The sequence below is a fragment of the Phytohabitans sp. LJ34 genome (assembly GCF_052068095.1).
Taxonomy (GTDB): Bacteria; Actinomycetota; Actinomycetes; order Mycobacteriales; family Micromonosporaceae; genus Phytohabitans.
In genome coordinates this window covers 1-16798 of record NZ_JBQHDG010000041.1, presented here as the reverse complement: position 1 = coordinate 16798, position 16798 = coordinate 1, and the positions used below count along the sequence as shown (strand labels likewise).

Annotated in this window: 17 protein-coding genes and 1 pseudogene; 10 read left to right on the top strand and 8 right to left on the bottom strand. The window is 68.8% G+C overall.

Annotated elements, in window-relative coordinates; genetic code table 11:
* Positions 1-208: 208 nt before the first annotated feature.
* The 4 genes and pseudogenes from ACTMTJ_RS43685 to ACTMTJ_RS43670 all read right to left on the bottom strand — a co-directional run.
* The gene (locus ACTMTJ_RS43685; protein WP_441224802.1) at positions 209-1414 is read right to left on the bottom strand and encodes a monooxygenase; all 1206 of its coding nucleotides are present in this window, start codon (positions 1412-1414) and stop codon (positions 209-211) included.
* A 488-nt stretch (positions 1415-1902) separates the two neighbouring features.
* Entirely contained in the window at positions 1903-2136 is a 234-nt protein-coding gene (locus tag ACTMTJ_RS43680) for a hypothetical protein (protein WP_441224800.1), read from the bottom strand.
* A gap of 604 nt (positions 2137-2740) precedes the next feature.
* Positions 2741-2971 carry a ClpX C4-type zinc finger protein gene (locus ACTMTJ_RS43675; RefSeq protein ID WP_441224846.1) on the bottom strand — a complete coding sequence of 77 codons (231 nt, stop codon included), beginning with the start codon at positions 2969-2971 and terminating at the stop codon, positions 2741-2743.
* Positions 2940-3011, bottom strand: a pseudogene (locus tag ACTMTJ_RS43670) (hypothetical protein); the annotation flags it as partial. The pseudogene ACTMTJ_RS43670 and the gene ACTMTJ_RS43675, both read right to left, overlap by 32 nt.
* Before the next feature lie 91 nt (positions 3012-3102).
* Here ACTMTJ_RS43670 and ACTMTJ_RS43665 point away from each other — a divergent pair.
* The 3 genes from ACTMTJ_RS43665 to ACTMTJ_RS43655 all read left to right on the top strand — a co-directional run bounded on the left by ACTMTJ_RS43665 (position 3103) and on the right by ACTMTJ_RS43655 (position 5427).
* Positions 3103-3810, top strand: coding sequence for a hypothetical protein (locus ACTMTJ_RS43665; RefSeq protein WP_441224855.1), 708 nt, complete (start codon positions 3103-3105; stop codon positions 3808-3810).
* A gap of 86 nt (positions 3811-3896) precedes the next feature.
* A complete protein-coding gene (locus tag ACTMTJ_RS43660; RefSeq protein ID WP_441224798.1) occupies positions 3897-4070 on the top strand; it encodes a hypothetical protein in 174 nt (57 codons plus the stop codon).
* A gap of 175 nt (positions 4071-4245) precedes the next feature.
* A complete protein-coding gene (locus ACTMTJ_RS43655) occupies positions 4246-5427 on the top strand; it encodes an NAD(P)/FAD-dependent oxidoreductase (protein WP_441224797.1) in 1182 nt (393 codons plus the stop codon).
* Positions 5428-5616: 189 nt separating this feature from the next.
* On the opposite strand, the gene ACTMTJ_RS43650 is transcribed toward ACTMTJ_RS43655, so the two are convergent.
* On the bottom strand, positions 5617-6066 hold the full coding sequence (locus ACTMTJ_RS43650; RefSeq protein WP_441224795.1) for a VOC family protein: 450 nt from the start codon (positions 6064-6066) through the stop codon (positions 5617-5619).
* 119 nt (positions 6067-6185) lie between these two features.
* The gene (locus ACTMTJ_RS43645) at positions 6186-6551 is read right to left on the bottom strand and encodes a winged helix-turn-helix transcriptional regulator (RefSeq protein WP_441224793.1); all 366 of its coding nucleotides are present in this window, start codon (positions 6549-6551) and stop codon (positions 6186-6188) included.
* A gap of 139 nt (positions 6552-6690) precedes the next feature.
* Between ACTMTJ_RS43645 and ACTMTJ_RS43640 the strand changes: the two genes are divergently transcribed.
* From ACTMTJ_RS43640 to ACTMTJ_RS43630, 3 genes are all read left to right on the top strand, one after another.
* A complete protein-coding gene (locus ACTMTJ_RS43640; protein ID WP_441224791.1) occupies positions 6691-7560 on the top strand; it encodes an NAD(P)-dependent oxidoreductase in 870 nt (289 codons plus the stop codon).
* Positions 7557-8447, top strand: coding sequence for an NAD(P)-dependent oxidoreductase (locus ACTMTJ_RS43635; protein WP_441224789.1), 891 nt, complete (start codon positions 7557-7559; stop codon positions 8445-8447). The genes ACTMTJ_RS43640 and ACTMTJ_RS43635 overlap by 4 nt, the downstream gene beginning before the upstream one ends.
* Before the next feature lie 266 nt (positions 8448-8713).
* Complete coding sequence (locus tag ACTMTJ_RS43630; RefSeq protein ID WP_441224787.1) at positions 8714-11311, top strand: glycoside hydrolase family 44 protein; 2598 nt, start codon at positions 8714-8716, stop codon at positions 11309-11311.
* A gap of 61 nt (positions 11312-11372) precedes the next feature.
* On the opposite strand, the gene ACTMTJ_RS43625 is transcribed toward ACTMTJ_RS43630, so the two are convergent.
* Together ACTMTJ_RS43625 and ACTMTJ_RS43620 are read right to left on the bottom strand one after the other, a co-directional pair.
* Complete coding sequence (locus tag ACTMTJ_RS43625) at positions 11373-11528, bottom strand: hypothetical protein (RefSeq protein WP_441224785.1); 156 nt, start codon at positions 11526-11528, stop codon at positions 11373-11375.
* Between the two features lie 160 nt (positions 11529-11688).
* On the bottom strand, positions 11689-12144 hold the full coding sequence (locus ACTMTJ_RS43620) for an NUDIX domain-containing protein (protein WP_441224784.1): 456 nt from the start codon (positions 12142-12144) through the stop codon (positions 11689-11691).
* Between the two features lie 321 nt (positions 12145-12465).
* Here ACTMTJ_RS43620 and ACTMTJ_RS43615 point away from each other — a divergent pair, with 321 nt between their 5' ends.
* From ACTMTJ_RS43615 to ACTMTJ_RS43600, 4 genes are all read left to right on the top strand, one after another.
* Positions 12466-12969, top strand: coding sequence for a hypothetical protein (locus ACTMTJ_RS43615; protein ID WP_441224782.1), 504 nt, complete (start codon positions 12466-12468; stop codon positions 12967-12969).
* 585 nt (positions 12970-13554) lie between these two features.
* Positions 13555-14157, top strand: coding sequence for a hypothetical protein (locus ACTMTJ_RS43610; protein WP_441224780.1), 603 nt, complete (start codon positions 13555-13557; stop codon positions 14155-14157).
* 404 nt (positions 14158-14561) lie between these two features.
* A complete protein-coding gene (locus ACTMTJ_RS43605; protein ID WP_441224779.1) occupies positions 14562-14774 on the top strand; it encodes a hypothetical protein in 213 nt (70 codons plus the stop codon).
* 491 nt (positions 14775-15265) lie between these two features.
* On the top strand, positions 15266-15625 hold the full coding sequence (locus tag ACTMTJ_RS43600; RefSeq protein ID WP_441224777.1) for a cellulose binding domain-containing protein: 360 nt from the start codon (positions 15266-15268) through the stop codon (positions 15623-15625).
* Positions 15626-16798: the final 1173 nt, after the last annotated feature.

Here is a 16798-nt window from a genome sequence, read left to right as displayed (position 1 = left end):
CGACCGTAGTTCCCAGCCGCACCGCTCCGGGCCGATCCGCTCGGCGTGATCGACCGCTCCGCTGCCGGGTCCGCGTGCAGCCGCCCATGTCACCGCCCGTCCGACCGCCACGACGCCGCGCGGGTGTGAGTTCAGTGCGGACGTGTGTGAGCTCAGAGCTGTTTTCGGCTTGTTGACCTCGGTGAGCTCACACACGTTCGACGCGTCGTCAGGACGTGCGGGGGGAGACCGTCATGATGCCAATGCACATCTCGTCGCTGGTGCCGTCGCCCCACACCACGTAGCGCGGCGGCAGCTTGCTCAGCTGCGGCAGCCGTTTGCGCAGCCCCGCGTCGTGCGTACACGTCACCCGCAGCGTGTCCCCCGGACCGATCTCCACCGGCGACGGCAGCTTCACCAGCCGCTGGTTGTCGAAGTCGAACTGCGGCACGTCCAGCACGACCTTGGCGTTCGGCGTGCCCGGGTTGAGTTCTACCTTGATGGCCCGCCCGAGCAGGTGCATGTGGCCGAAACCGGCGAACAGCGTCACCGGCGCCTCCACCTTGTGGTCGCAGGTCTGGGTGTCACCGGGCTTCGGCGCGCTCTGGCCGCACTCCTCCAGCTGCTCGTCCGCCATGTCGCCGACCTCCGGCCCGAACCGCTTCGTCACGTCCGCGATCGAGGCCGCCCGGTCACAGAGCGGACCCGACTCGTCGGCGGCACAGGGCAGGTCGATCGGCGCGTCGAGCGACCACGTGACGAGTTCCCGGGTCTGCGGCGTGCCGTCCGTCAGCCGCAGCCGCACCGCCGAACGGTCCGACCCGGCCGGCTTGCCGTCGGTCGCGAGCAGGTTGTAGTGCATCTGGAGGACGAGCAGGCTGCCCGGCTCCAGCTTGAAGCCGGCGTCCTGGGTGAGCAGCGTCTCCGTGGCACCCGGCGCCCAGGTGTCCACCCACGCCGCGTCCCCCTCTTCTACCTCGGCGCCGTCCACGCCGGTCCCGCCGAAACACTGCCAGCCGAGGCCGGGAGTCTTCGCGTCCTGCTCGCGCACCGCGGCAGCGCCGCCCGGCGGCACCGCGTACACGATGGCGTGGTGCGCGATGGCGACGTTCTCCGGCATGACCTGGGTCCCGGTCAGGAACGCCGCCTTGGTCAGGCCCGGATCGATCACCTGGCACCGGTACTCGTCCGTGCCGCCGCCCTCCGGCGGCGCGGGCGTGTAGGCCTCGGCCATCTTCAGGTCGACGAACCGCTCGCCGGCGCGCAGCGGCTGCGGTGGAGAAAGCGACCCGCCCGCGTGCGCGCTGTGCGAGCCGGCCGCGGCGGGCCCCGCACTTTTGTCGGCGTCCGACCCGCAGGCGGCGACAGCGAACGCCGTCGCCAGCGCCATGGTGGCCGCCCCGAACCTCCGCAGTGGACTGTCAGGTTTCGTCATAGCCTGAACGCTAGGCCCGATTCCATCCTGTTTCGTCGTACCGCGGTCGTCATCCTCGGGAGGGAGGTGGTACCACGGCACTACTCTCCGAAGCGCCGTTCGACACCGCACGAGAATCAAGGGCCAGGGTCACGTGTCGACTCAACCATCGCAACTAACCTCGATCGACACACTCTCATGCCGCAGACAATGCGCGGAGGTTCGAAGTCGGCGCATGGGCCCTGTACTGGGAGAACGCGGTTCCTATTCTGCCACGTATGGCCCATACGAAATGCGGGGTAGGCGCGGTCCGAAGCGCGGAGGCGGACGCGGGCTGGACGCTGTCCAGACGCGCGGCTCGCAAGGGCCGTGCAAACCGGCTCTGAAAGGGCGTTCAACGGCACTGACCTGCTCGCAACGGCATACCGAGATTCGGGTAACGAGCTGTTCGGCGCTGGACGGATGGTGCGGTCGAGCGGCATCAGTCACCGGCGACTCCCCGGGTAGCTTCAATCGAAGCGGAACTCGCCGTCATCCCGTACGAAGATCTCCGCGTCCACCCAGCGCTGTTCGGTGTCCGACACCGTGCGGAGGTACTGGCACGAGTATCCGGTCTTCCCCTTGTCGGCCAGCCAGATCTCCGGGAGCTTGTCGCACCGCACCTCGCGCGACATGTCGCGGTAGTGCAGCCAGGCGTCGTTGTACAGCCGCTTTGCGGTCAGTATGCGCTTACGGGGAGTCACGTGTAGTGGATCACACGATCGCCCGGCTGGTAGTCGTGCTCGATGACCACGTTCCAATCCACCCGCAGGCCGCGGAAGACAACGGTGCACCAGGTGCTCGCCATGGGCGCCAGCTTGATCTTGCCACCGGCACAGGTGGCTGTGGTGATCTTCCCCGGGACATCTCCCATGTGGAGTGTCTTCTCCTGCAGTTCGGGCAGCACCTGTTCGGTGAACGAGACGCCCGGGCCCGACTTGCCCGGCACGGCCGCTTCGATCTGATCCTGGGTCAGCAGACCGGCCTGCGGTCCGGTGATCTTCACAGGACGCTCCCGGCCCTCCACGACCGGAGAGGGCGGCGGGCCGGCGGTGGCGGGACTCGTCGCCGCGCCCGCGTCCGGGGTGCCCGGGTCGCAGGCGCCGCCGGCGGCTACGACCACCACGCCGACCAACACGCGCAGGAACGCGGACGGGATCGCCATGGCACCGATCGTATCCACCGTTTCGATGCGTAACGTCCTGCAACCGCGACCACGGCGGCGCCGGGCCCCGGCCTTTCCAGCCGCTCTTCCTCGTTCACCGCCGCGGCGGCCGTCCCCGAGGGTGGACTTGTCGGCCGGGGCCCTCAAGCTGCGGAATGCTGGCGTTCGAGGATCTCGTGGGCCAGCGCGACGCATGCGCCGCAGATGGCCACACCAGGACCTTTGACGAGTTGGCCGCCGGCCGGGCTTGGTCGGCCGCAGAACGAACAGTCCGGCTGGGCTGGTGGGCGGCGTTTCCACCAGCGGGCCGGCCGGGGTCGGGTTGACCGTGATGTAGCGGTGCAGTTCGCCTTTGATCGCGGCGATGTTGACACCGAGGTCGTTGAGCACGCGGCGGGCGCGGCTGCCGGGGTCCCGCGCGAGTGCGCGTTGGCACGGAGTCCGCGTTGATAAGTTGCCTCGATGGGCGTGACCTGGCTCCTGGTGCTGGTGGCAGGATGTCGTGGTGCATCCAGAGCTGTCGGGTGATCGCTCGTGGTTATTCGACCTCGTGTGTGAGGACGAGCATCGGCGTGCGGCTGTGTTGACGCGGCACCGGGAGTCGCTGGAGGCGGCCGGTGCGGCGCTGCACCGGTTGAATGCGGCGCGGGCGCGGGCCGGCTCCTGGGCGCCGGAGCAGGCGCACCTGTCAGCGGAGATGGACCAGGCGCGTGCGGCGATGGGCTGGAATCTTGACCAAACCCTGTGCGGGCCGGTCGCCGCGTTCACCGGCCTGCATCCGAGCGGCTCGGTCGCCCACGTGGTGTATGCGCCGTTCGCGGTGCTGTTTCTGCGGTGGGAGGCGCGGTACCCCGTCGAGTGGCGAGAGCCGGGCTCGTGGTGGCATTCGCCCTGGACGACCAAGGCCGCGGTCCTGGAGCGGTTCGCCGCCGAGGGTGTCCCCGACGAAGTGCTAACGGACCTGACCGGCCTGGTCGCGGCCGCGGTCCGGCGCCCGTACCGATGCAAGGACTGGCATTACGCCGGCCTCGTCAGGCATATCCCCGATGCTCTGCTGCGCGGGACGCTTGCACCTATGGTCGATGCCGTCGACCCGCTTACGCGGTTGCGCGTTCAGTTCCTGGTGGACCTTCTTGACGATCCCGGGCAGCGTGTGACTCGGAGGACTTGGCGAAGGTGGCTTGCCACGGGTCGGAACAATGGCCTTTCCTGAGCCGCAACCGTCACAACCGGGCTGCGCGGCTTGGGCGGACAGTATCCGGATCTGCCGCGACCCGCGCGGCTGCTGCCCTGGTCGACGTGGACCGGCGGACACGGATCTTGAACTGCTGGTGCCTGGGCGGGCAACGTGAGGAAGACCGGCACGTCTACGAGGTATTTCCTCCGCGCCAGGGCCGGTACGTGGGGCTTGTGACCCGGACCGGCGAAGGCGAGGGCTACGTCAGGTTCGTCAACCAGCCCGAGGGCCGCTAGGCCGATCGAGAGGTCTGGCTTACCGTGAACTCGTCGACAAGATCGGCTTCGTGCACCGAGGAATCGTGCGCGGGACCGAGTGTCACGGTTTCAGGTGTGGCGGGGGTGTGAAGGTACCGGGCGGGTTGTGTGCCGGTCGTGGCGCGGCCGGGCGTCGCCTCCTACCGTCGCGGGTGTGCGGACCGTTGACGTACTGGTCGTGGGTGCCGGCCTGGCTGGGTTGCACACCGGCCGCCTGCTGGCGGCGCAGGGCTTGGATGTGCTGGTGGTCGACCGCCGTAGGTCGCTGTCGGCCGGCATCCGTACGACGGGGATCTTCGTGCGCCGCACCTTCGACGACTTCGACCTGCCGGACCACCTGCTCGGCCCCGGTGTCCGGGACATGCTGTTGTATCCGCCGTCCCGGCGGGCGCCGATCCGGCTCACCAGCGACCGGGACGAGTACCGGGTGGCCGACATGGCGGCCGTCTACCAGCACGCGCACCGCGCGGCGCAGTCGGCCGGGGCGCGGGTCCTGCTCGGAGTGCGGTACACCGGCGGGTCGGCGGGCCTGGTGCGGTTCGCGGACGCGGAGCCGGTGACCGCGCGGTTCGTCGTCGGCGCGGACGGCGCCCGCTCCCGCGTGGCCCGCGAGCTCGGCCTCGACGTCAACCGGCGCTTCCTCGTCGGTGCCGAGATCGTCCACCCGATCGCGCCGGGCACGACCCTCCCGGCGTTCCACTGTGTACTCGACCCCCGGTTCGCCCCCGGGTACCTGGGCTGGGTCATCGACGACGGCCGGCACGCGCACGTCGGCGTCGCCGGATATCCGCACGCGATGCGCACCGGCATCCGCCACCTGCTGGACGCGTTCACAGTGGACGCTCCCGGCCGGGCGGCGCCGAGCGGCCCGATCGAGCGCCGGGCGGGTCCGATCCCGATCGGCGGTGTGCTGCGGCGGCTGGCGTGCCCCGCCGGGCTGCTCGTCGGCGACGCGGCGGGCGCGGTGTCGCCGCTGACGGCCGGCGGGTTGGACCCCTGCCTGCGCATGTCCGAGCTGGCCGCGGCGGTGGCCGCCGCCTACCTGCGCACCGGCGACCAGCGAGTGTTGGACCGGTACTCGGGGGACGCGCTGCGGGCCCGATTTCGCGGCCGGCTGCTGTTGCGCCGCGCCTTCGCCGGCATCCGATCCCCCGCCGCGGCGGAAGCGGCGGTGGCCCTGCTGCGCGGCCGTGCCGGTCGTGCGATGGCGGCGCGGATCCTGTTTGGCGACCGCTCGTTTCCCACGGTCGACCCACGGCTCAGCGACGGTCCAGTTCGTGCAGTGCCCGGTCGCTCATCGCGCAACGGACTCGGCACCCCGCCCTCCCTGTCGTAGTCGAGTGGGTAGACCTCTATCTCGTGCTCCGATTTCAGTCGGTCGTTCGGTAGTGGTACGCGCATTTCGGGTTCCCGGTGACCCATATGGTGACGTTGTGTGCTGGCTACCGGCCGACGCTGCACGCCTAGGTCCATCCGTCGTACCCTCGGCCGCGTCTGGGCAAGAGCCGGCGACGTGGTTGTGTGTTCATGGGTTGACGGTGACGCCGCCCCATTCTTCCGGCGCCACGTCGCGCATGGTCTGCGTGAACTGCCAGCGGTGCCCGCCGAGATCCTCGACCGTGCACTCGCGTTCGCCGTACTCGTACTCGGTCGGTTCCTGCAAGACCGTGGCGCCGTGCGCCTGCGCGCGTTCGAGATAGGCGTTCACATCAGGCACGCGGACCTTGATGACATGGGTGACGATGCCCGGCTGCGGGGGCTGTTGCTCGCGGCGCGCATCGGTGACGATCACCGCACCGTCGTCGCCGATACGCAGTTGCGACCGGTGGTCCTCGCCGATGCGGACGCGCTCGACGAAGCCGAATGCCTCGGTGAGCCAGGCGACGGCGGCTCGGACGTCGGGATACACGAGTACCGGGATGACGGTTGCGGACGGGATCGACCGGTTGGCAATCATCAGGCCATCGTTGCGCACACCTTCCAGGGTGTTGGGATTGCCTCGCCCGGTGATTGCGGGGCGTGGAGGGTGCGGCGGCGGTGGTCAGCGAGGGCGCGTAGACGTGCCCCAGGTGCTCACTGGGCTCGAGGCGATTTCTACGACGCCTGGTCGATGAGCTCGCCGCCCGCGGCAAGGCGCATGGAACGCTTCGTCCCCCACTCGCCCAGCGGGCGCAGGGCCTCGTTGAGCGACTTACCGTCTTTGGTCAGCGAATACTCGACCCGGGGCGGGACCTCGCGGTAGACCTCGCGGTGGATCAGCCCGTCCTCCTCCATCTCGCGAAGGTGTTGGATGAGCATCTTCTCGCTGACGCCCGGCAGCCCGCGCCTGAGCTCGCCGAAGCGGCGGGTGCCGTAGTTGTTTAGCTCCCATAGGATCAGCGACTTCCACTTTCCGGAAACCACGTCCATCGCGGCGTCGATCCCGCAGATGTACGGCCCGCGCCTGATGCTTGACGTCATCGGACCTCCCAGGTCAAGCCCATCCTTACCAGAAGGTAAGTATTGAACAAATTAGTAGGTACTTGTCAACACGAATGTACGCGCCAGAGGATGGCGATCGGCGCGCCACCACTTCACGGGCGAGGCGAAGGAGTATCCAATGACCACCAGCACCACGTTCCTGGGACTGGGAGCGATGGGCAGTGCGCTCGCTGCGGCAGCTCTCGACGCCGGACGGCCCACCGTCGTGTGGAACCGCACCCGGCGCCGCGCAGCGGCCCTCGGCGAGCGCGGCGCCACTGTCGCTGGCGGCGTCGAGGAGGCGGTCGCCGGCGACGGCGTGATCGTCGCCTGCCTGTTGGACCACCGGTCGGTACACGGCGTGCTCGATCCGGTCGCCGGCAACCTGTCCGGACGTACCGTGATCAACCTGACCACCACTACGCCCAACGAGTCGCGGGAGCTCGCCGCGTGGGCCGCCGAGCGGGGCATCACCTTCCTCGATGGCGCGATCCTGGCCGTGCCGGAGATGATCGGCGGCGCCGGTTCGGTGATCTTCTACAGCGGCTCGGCGATCGCCTTCGAGCAGCACCGGGCGCTGCTCGACCGCTGGGGTGAGAGCACGTACCTGGGGCCGGATGCCGGCATGGCCTCGCTCTACGACATGGCGATGCTCACCGGCATGTACACGATGTTCGCCGGCTTCATGCACGGCGCGGCGATGGTCGGCACCGCGGGCGTGCCGGCGACCGAGTTCGCCGAGCGGCAGGCGGCCTTCCTGGCCGCCATGACCGGTGGGCTCGCCGGTTTGGCCGCCATCATCGACGCCAAGGACTACACCGGCGAGGGCCAGCAGAGCCTGCGGTTCACCGAGACAGCGCTCGCCGCGCTGATGCGGGCCAGCAACGACGCGGGCGTCGACGCCGAGGTGCTGAAGCCCGTACACGACATCGTCCGCCGGCAGATCGCCGCGGGGTTCGGCGAGGAGGGCACCGCCCGCATGTTCGAGGAACTGAGGAGCACCCGATGAGCGCCACCAACGACCGCGAACCGGTCACGGTCATCGGCCTCGGCCCGATGGGGCGAGCGATGGCCGCCGCCATGATGCGGGCCGGGCACCCGGTCACGGTGTGGAACCGCACGCCGGGTCGCGCTGACGGCCTCGTCGCCCAAGGAGCCACACGGGCGGCCTCGCCCGCGGCCGCCGTCGCCGGCGGCGAGCTGATCGTCCTCAGCCTCACCGACTACCCGGCGATGTACGACATCCTCGGCCCGGTCGCGGGTCTCCTCGCCGGCAAGACACTGGTGAACCTCAGCTCCGACACGCCCGACGCATCCCGCGAGGCAGCGCAGTGGGCCGCCAAACACGGCGCGGCGTTCGTCACGGGTGGGGTGATGGTGCCCGCTCCCGCGGTCGGCGGGCCGGGTGCGTACGTCTTCTACAGCGGACCCCAGGACGTCTTCGCCCTGCACGAGCCGGCGCTGAAGGTGATCGGCGAGCCCAAGTACCTCGGTGCCGATCCCGGGCTGGCCCAGCTCTTCTACCAGGCTCATCTCGACGTCTTCCTCACCGCCCTGTCCAGCCTCCTGCACGCCACGGCGCTCGTTACGGCGGCCGGCGTGCCGGCGGCCGAGTTCCTCCCCGGCGCACTGGACACCCTCACCGGCATCCCGACGATGATCGGCGACGGGCTGGAGCTGGCCCGCGAGCTGGAGGCCGGCGAACACCCAGGCGACCTCAGCACGGCACTGATGATGGGCGCGACCGCCGACCACATCCTGCGGACCAGTACGCAGGCCGGCGTCGACATCGAGCTGCCCACAGCGGTCAAGTCACACTACGACCGGGCAATCGCCGCCGGCCACGGCACCAGAAACTGGACCGCTCTCTACGAGGTGATCAAGGCCGGCGGGTAGGTAGCTCAAAAGCCCAGCGCCCGCCCCGCCGACCACCGGGAGGCGCAGCTCGCTCTCGCTCGGCGCCAGGGCCAGCCGCCGCACCATCGCCCTGGACCGCGCGACCGTCCGCCTCCTGCGTGCGCACACCGGCGTATGCAGCAGGCCGAACGCGTCGCGGTCATTGACCGTCATATATGAACTGGGTACTGTTCGGACGCCGGGCCCGGTCACCTCGTGGAGCGCCCCTAGCGCACCATGCGTTCATTTCATCGTGAGGATCTGGCATGCCCCGTCGAACCCCACCGGTCCGTACCCTGGTCGCCCTCGCGGCCGTACCCCTGCTGGCGGCCGGCGCCGTTGCCCTGCCGGCGACCCCCGCGGCGGCCGCCGCCGGCCCCAGCCTGACCATCGACCTCGCCGCGCCCCGCCACCCGATCAGCCCGGAGATCTACGGCATCAACGGTGCCGGCGAGGCGCTCGCCGAGGAGCTGCGGCTGCCCGTCCGGCGTTGGGGCGGCAACGCGACGACCCGGTACGACTTCGCCACCGATACCACGAACCGCGGCGCGGACTGGTTCTTCGAGAACGTGCCCGGCTCGGCGGACCCGGCCGACCTGCCGAACGGCTCGGAGACCGACGTCTTCGTGGAGCAGGACCGGCGCACCGGCACCGACACGATCTTGACCGTGCCGCTGATCGGCTGGAAGCCGAAGGCCCGCGACTACAGCTGCGGGTTCAGCATTGCCAAGTACGGGCCGCAGCGGCGCAACGACGCCGAATGGCGGCCGGACTGCGGCGACGGTGTGAAGCCGGACGGCACGTTCGTGACGGGGAACGACCCGCGCGACACCAGCGTCGAGGCCGGCGCCGACTACGTGACCGACTGGCTGGAGCACCTGACCGGCAAGTACGGCACGGCCGACGGGGGCGGCGTGCGCTTCTACAACCTTGACAACGAGCCGGACATCTGGCACTCGACGCACCGCGACGTGCACCCGGCCGGCACATCGTACGACGAGATTCGCGACCGCACGGTCGAGATCGCCGGCGCCGTCAAGGCCGCCGACCCCGCCGCACAGACCCTCGGCCCGGTCGGCTGGGGCTGGAACTCGCTGTTCATGTCCGGCCATGACCAGGAGACCTGCAACCGGCTCGGCGGCACCTGTTGGAGCAACCCGCCGGACCGGGCGGCGCACGGCGGCGAGCCGTTCGGCGAGTGGTACCTTGCCCAGCTGCGGGCGTACGAGCAGGAGCACGGCGTGCGGCTACTCGACTACTTCGACAACCACTGGTACCCGCAGGGCTCCGGGGTCGCGTTCGGCAACGGGAGCGACCCCGCGACCAACGCGCTGCGGCTGCGCTCCACCCGCAACCTGTGGGACCCGGCGTACGTCGACGAGAGCTGGATCAACGACACCACCCGACTCGTCCCGCGGATGAAGGAGATGGTGGCGGAGAACTACCCCGGCACGAAGACGGCCATCACCGAGTACAACTGGGGCGCGCTGGACCACATCAACGGCGCGCTCGCCCAGGCCGACGTGCTCGGCATCTTCGGCCGCGAGGGGCTGGACCTGGCCACCCTGTGGGCCGGCCCGGACGCCGACGACCCCGGCGCGTACGCGTTCCGCATGTTCCGCGACTACGACGGCCAGGGTGGTCAGTTCGGCAACACCAGCGTGAAGGCGGTCAGCGGCGATCAGGACAAGCTCTCCGTGTACGCCGCCCAGACGCCCGGCCAGCCGCTCACCGTCGTCGTCGTCAACAAGACCGGCGAGGACCTGAACAGCGCGATCCGGCTCGCCGCCGGCGACCTCAACAGCGCGGTCACCGCGTACCAGTACTCGGCCGCCGACCTCGACACCATCACAAGCACGACGTTCCAGACGATGCCCAGGCCGCCGTGCGTGGACTGCGGCGCGGTCGACCCGACGCTGGCGGGCCGGTTCCCGGCGAACTCCATCACCACGTTCGTGGCCGACGTGGCCCGCGACACCGAGCCGCCGACCACGCCGGGTCCGGCGGAGGTGCGCGACGTCAACTCGACCGGGTTCACCATCGACTGGCCGATGTCGAGTGACAACGTCGGGGTCGACGAGTACGAGATCAGCCTGTGGAACGGCAAGGTGGAGGTCGGCACGGTCACCAGCGTGTCCTCGATCTACCGGTTCACCGGGCTGACGCGCGGCGAGCCGTACCACTTCTTCATCCGGGCCAAGGACCCAGCCGGCAATTACTCGGGGGAACGATCCGGCGGGCCGGTGAAGCTGCCGTTCAGCGACGACGCGCCGCCGACCGCGCCGGGCACGCCGGTGGCATCGGCGCTGACCCCGACCAGCGTCACCCTCACCTGGCCGGCGGGCACCGACGACGTCGGGGTGGCCCGGTACGAGGTGGTGATGGTCGTCGGCGATGTGGTCAGCCGCGCGGGCAACACGAACGGCGCGACCACGTTGACGGTCACTGGCCTGACCCCGCGCCGGACGTACGGGTTCGCCGTGCGCGCCCTCGACACGGCCGGGCAGAGCGGCCCGCTGTCCCCGTTCGTCGACGTGACGACGCCGCCGGCCGAGTCGGCGCCGTGCATGGCCGCGTACCGGGTGGTCTCGCAGTGGCCGGGCGGCTTCCACGCCGAGGTGACGGTGCGCAACATGGGCACCACCATGATGAACGCGTGGACCGTGTCCTGGACGTACACGGCCGGCCAGCGGGTCGACCGCGTGTGGAACGGGACGTTGACGACCGGCGCGGCGGGCGCGGTCAGCGTCCACAACGTGGTCTGGAACGGCGCGATCCCGCCCGGCCGGTCCACAGTGTTCGGGATGACCGGCACCTGGCAGGGCACCAACCCAGCGCCGGCGCCAACCTGCGCCAGCCCATGACAGTGCTCACCTGAGCAGAGCGTCCTCGTACCCGGCAGACCGGGTACGAGGACGCCCTCCTTCACCCAGCCGGCTCAGTCCGCCGGTTCGAAGCGGGCCATGAATGCCGCACCGCCGGCGGCTCGGCCACGATCCGGTAGCCGAGCAGGTCCGCCACGTACTCGCAGACCTCGATGACATAGTCGAGGTGGTTCTGCGTGTACGTGCGGCGCTGCACCGCGAGCGCTCGCGCTCTCAGGCCAGCTCGGCCTCCGAGACGTCGTTCTCGCCGGCGTGGTCGTCTTTAGCCGCGCTTGGTTGAGAATGCAGGCAGCCGTTGTCGGCCTTCTCGCCGGGCCGCTCCTCCAAGGCGCCGTAGCGGTCGTGGTGGTCAGTCTTCAGCGACGCGATGGCGCGATGACCCCGATGGGACCGGCCCTGGTCACCGGCCGGTCAGGCTCAGGCAGGGAACGAAGCAATGCCGGCAGGGCGCCAAACACGAGGGGGAGGCCGCCCAGCTCGCTGATCCCGACCCATGCGATGTCGTCATGCTCCTCAGGTGCACGGTTGGTGGGAGAGCCGACCCAGTCTCTGATTTGCCAGACGCCCACGTGGACGGCGTCCTCGCCACTGCCGGCATGCAGGTCGCCCAACCGTGACGAGGACTCCGCCACAATGTGAACCCCTAGCTCCTCGTGCATCTCACGCGCGAGGGTCTGTAGTTCCGACTCACCCGCTTCGACGTGCCCCCCGGGCAGATCCCAGAGATCCGGGTATGCCCGGCGGTTCGGGCTGCGGTGTACCAGCAGGACCGCGCCGCTCTCCACGAGTGCGCCGCAGACGACGACATGCATGACGGGATTAGAGCACAGGGATAGGACGAGCTCGCTCCGGCCAGAGGGCACGCGCAGACATCCGGCTCTGCCGCTGGTCGGGTGTGCGCGCGGGTTCACCTGTGGCAGTCGCCTCGTCCGACGCCCCGACGGCGCCACGTACCTCGGTGCGGACCAACCGGCTGTCGAACCTTCAGCTGCCTCGGCAACTGAGAGAGTCGGCGCCTTACCGGTAAATCGTTTATGACAGTCGCGGCGCAGATCCCGGACGCCAACGCCTGGACTCCACTTATAAGTAAGAGTGTCCCTGGCAGCACACCGGCGCGTCCATTGCACCGGCTGATGGACACCGGCCGCATCGACCAGAACCATCGCGCATCGGTGAACATCTGCACCGCAGTTTGGGGTGCTGGGTACGCCGAAGGCGGACTGCAATGTGATGAGTATCCGTTCAAATCGACGTACGAAGGCTCGCACACCTCCACAGTTGGCGCCGGCGACGTAAGTGCCGGGCCCTGTGGGGCGCCTGGCCCAGCCGCACCGGTGGTCAGCGAGTCACCACCTGAAGACGCGGCAGCCTGGACAAGTGTCACCGGGCTGCACCTGGAATGTCCAACCGGCGAGCTACAGATGGGCGACGTCACCGGAAAAGCGGTCCTCGCGACAATGCCGACCGGAGCGGGCCAGTACACAATGGACGTCCACCACAAGGGTAGGGACGAAGCCTCGAGCCGGCTGCTGGAGTTGCAGCATGCCCGCCAAGGAGACCCCGTCACCCTCGACGAGCTTGAGCCCTTAGCCGCGATCGAGCAGTACCACCTCGTGATCCGCCCAGCTCCCGCCTGAGCCGAACCACGGGTCGCAATGACGAACACACTGCGCGTCGCCACCCGGCAAAGCACCCGAGCCCACCACCAGCACCCGACCCGCCGGACCGCCAGCGACGCACCATGACGCCCTCAGCCGCTGGCCAGGGCGCGGACGAGCCGGACATGAGTCAAGGCCCACACCGCCGCGAGGACCAGCCCGAACGCACCGACCATCGGGTACGGCCAATCCTGCGCCGTCTGCCGCGATCGGCGCGGCCCTTAAGCGCAACTTCGGTGCACGCTCATGCCGCTATCCGCTCGTCACCGACGGCGAGGGCGGGCGCTGCTCCGGATCTTGTTGGGGCTTCCCTGCTCTGGAAGGATTGGTGGCATGAAAGCGGTCGACGGCATGGTCGGCTACGTCCGCCACCGTGGAGGATCTCCCGTCCAGTCGGGGCTGTAGCCCGATCGCTGTACCGATATGGTGAAGTGGGCTCGATGGTTCGGAGTTCGGCGGCGCTCTTCGATGATGCTCGGGACGGATCCTACCCAGGCGAGAGTGAGGTTGCTCCCGGTGCAAAGCGCAGAAGGTCGTCAGGCGCCTGGGGTATCCGGGAAGATCGTGACTCGGCGAGTCACGCCGGCCGGCTTCATCCTCGCCCTTCTGCTGTTTCTTTTCCTGCCCTTCGCGGCCGCGTCGTGTGACGTACCCGCAGATAGCAGCACGGCGGCGGGCACGATTGAGATGTCCCTGACCGGGGCGGATCTCATCGCATCCCGTGAACGGCTCGACACGACCGGGGGGCTTGCCCTCACCCCCGCTCAGCAGTCACGCGCGACAGCGGGGTTCCATATGACGACGGTTGTGCAGATCCTTGCGATCCTCGCAGCGGCGGCGATGGTCGTGGGTGCGGCGACCGCATTAGCCCGGACCGTCCGCGTGCGCGCTGTCGCGGCTCTTGTCGCGGCCGGCGGCGCCATCGTTGTGCTGGCCGTTACCGAGTACCTGACCGTTGAGCGGCTCACCGAATTGGCCGAATACGTTCTGCTCCTTGGCACCTACTTGCCTCAGGTTGAGGGCAAGGACCTGGATGGGCGAATCGGTGAGGTGGTCCACATCGGGCTGGGTTTCTGGCTAGCGGTAGCCCTCCTCGTGTTGATCATCGCGGTCAACGTCGTCGTGCTGGTGGGCAGCCGCCGTCGTTCGCCAGCAGGCCTCAGTTAGGGCAGGTCGGCCAAGATCCGCCGACTTTCAGGTGTCGGCGGAGAGGGTGCTACGGAGCTGGCGTACGGCGCTGGAGCTACGGCACTATCCGGTATCGGCGGGGCTGCCGACGCTGGCAGTGTTCGCAGAGGTGAGCGGGACGCAGCCCGGGGCAGGAGTTCCTGTTCCGGTCAGATGGGCTCGTGGTTGCCGAGGCGAACGCGGTTCTTGGGTCGCCGCGGATGACCAGCCGGTCGGCTGGCACCCGAGACAGGTATCGCCGTGGGTTAGGTACATGGTTGGGTATCTGGACGCGGTGCGTCGGTCGTGGTCGCAGGCCAGCGAGGCCGACCACCGCCCGTGTCTGTGGTGCGTCTTCGCCGAGCGCCGCCGACAGCACCGCGTGCAGCCGGCCGACGTCGTCCATGGTCAATGCCGCGATGGTGGTTTCTCAGCAGCGCGATGCTGCCGGTCACGGCATCACGGCTGAAGGTTTCGAAGTCCTCGCGTATCGGATAAGCCCGGTCACCGACGTCCAGCTCCTGCACGGACTCGACGAACCGGACGAAGACACCGCCGTGATCGGTGAACGTGTTCGCGATGATGCGGTAGCCCGGCGCGAGCAGCGAGTCGTGTAGCCCTTCCGCGGTGAGCAGCGCCTCGAGTCGGGCGGCGTGCGCCTGCTCCTTTGTGGCCAGCCAAAGGCCCTCCACCTTTCCGACCGCGTCACGTACCCGGCACGCGGTCGACGTCCGCGCAGATCCTTCGGACAAGGGTATCTTGAGCAGCCAGCGACGTGGCCGGCCACCGCAAACACGGCCACGTCGCCCCAACAACGCACGGATCTGCCGATGACAGTGTGTCGAGATTTGCGATTGCCATTCGGTCGATTTGTCGACATCTCGCTCGAAAAGCAACCGCCTGGCGCACTGGACGCGCCGCTTTCCCGCTGGATGGTCTGGGCCGGACGAGCCTCGCGTCAGGTCCGGTCCAGTTCTGCCTAGCTCCCGCGAAGCGAACACGAAGCCGCTCGGACATTGACGAAGGTCTGTTCCGTAGTGGATTGTTTGCTCATACGTATCTATGTATGGGGGACAAGATGGGTTACCGGACAAGACTCCTCGCATTCGTGGCTGGGCTGCTCGCCGCGCTCGCGTTCGCCGCGCCAGCCGCCGCTCAGACCACCACCACTTCGCCCGCGCCGCACTGCGAGGTCGAGCTCCTCAGCGTGGTCGTGTGGAGCAGCGGTCATGCGGCGACGATCCGCATCAAGAACGTCTCCGACGTGCCGGTCACCGCGCATGTGGCGATTCAGATCCCGCCGCCCGGCGTCATCGTCCAGGTGTGGAACGCCACCGCCACCGTCAGCGGCACCACCACGTGGCTCCGGCCGTCGGTACCGGTCCTGCCGCCTGGCCGAGAGATCTACATCCCGTACGTCGCGACGGGCCAGTACGTTCCGCCGAACGTCTTCTGCCAGCCGGCCTAGCGCGTCGCGAGGTCGCCCGCGGCCACCGGGCGCAGGGCATCCGGCGCAAATTGTGCAGCGCCAGTCGCAATATCTGGCTCACTCATTCGCCGCGAGTAGTGGAGGTTCGAGATTCGGGCTGGCCGCCGCCCCGACGCGTCAGGGCGGCGGCCCAATCGCAGTTGGCCGAATTTGTCGAGTTGGTGATCCTGAGCGACAGGTTCGGATCACCGAGACTGTGAGGACCAGACGGTATGTACCGTGGGCGGTGGTGTGGGCTCTACCCTCATGCCATGTCGCTGGTTGATCCTTCACGCTTGCATCGGGCGGGCTACGCGACCGGGTGCCTGCTTGGTCTGGTGATCGTTGCCGCAGCGTGCGTGAGTCGGACCGGCGACATCCCTTATCCGCCGCAGGCCTCGCCGGAGGCTCGGTCATCCGCTGTGCTGTCGACGGCGTCAGGGCGACCCGCAGCCACGGCAACGCCCGCGGTCACACGAACGGCGGCGGTATCGCCGGCTTTGCCGACGTTGGTCACGCGGTCGACGGCGCCGCCCCAGCGCCCAGCGGTCATTCGTTCGGTTCGAGCCGTACCGGCCACTATCGATCCCCTCGCCTGTATACCTCCCAGCCCGCCAGAGCAGCCTCTGGTGGTAGTGCGGGTTGACCGCGCCGGCCGTGCTCCGGGCTCGGTTGCCGTGCGCCTGATGTACGGCGTCGGCGGCAGCCCTGGCTACGAGGGCGAAGCTTGGATGAAGTACGACGCCGGCCGTCAGGCCTACGTGTACACGCTGCCGCCCGTGACCCGGGAGAAGGTCGGGGACCGGGCGGCGGGAATTTCCCTCCACGCCGCTCTGCGGTTTGATTCACCCACTCGGATGCCGCCGCCGACCAATGCTTTCATCCCATTCCCGAGTTACTGCCTGACCGCCCCTTGACATATGGCAGCCCTGAACCCGACACATCGCCACACCAACGCCCTGATTTGCCGAGAACAGTGCGTCTCAGTGAAAAAATGTTATGTGGTGGCGGGTCCGAGTCTATGGAGCAGAGTTGATGCTGTTTAGCAGGCGGCGGATGTCTTTGCGGGACTGGATTCGTACGAACGTCAGGTGGCGCCAGAGGGGGTCGTTGGCCATGGCTAGGTATCGATCCCGGTAGACCGAGTGCCGGTGCCAGGCCCATAGGATGACG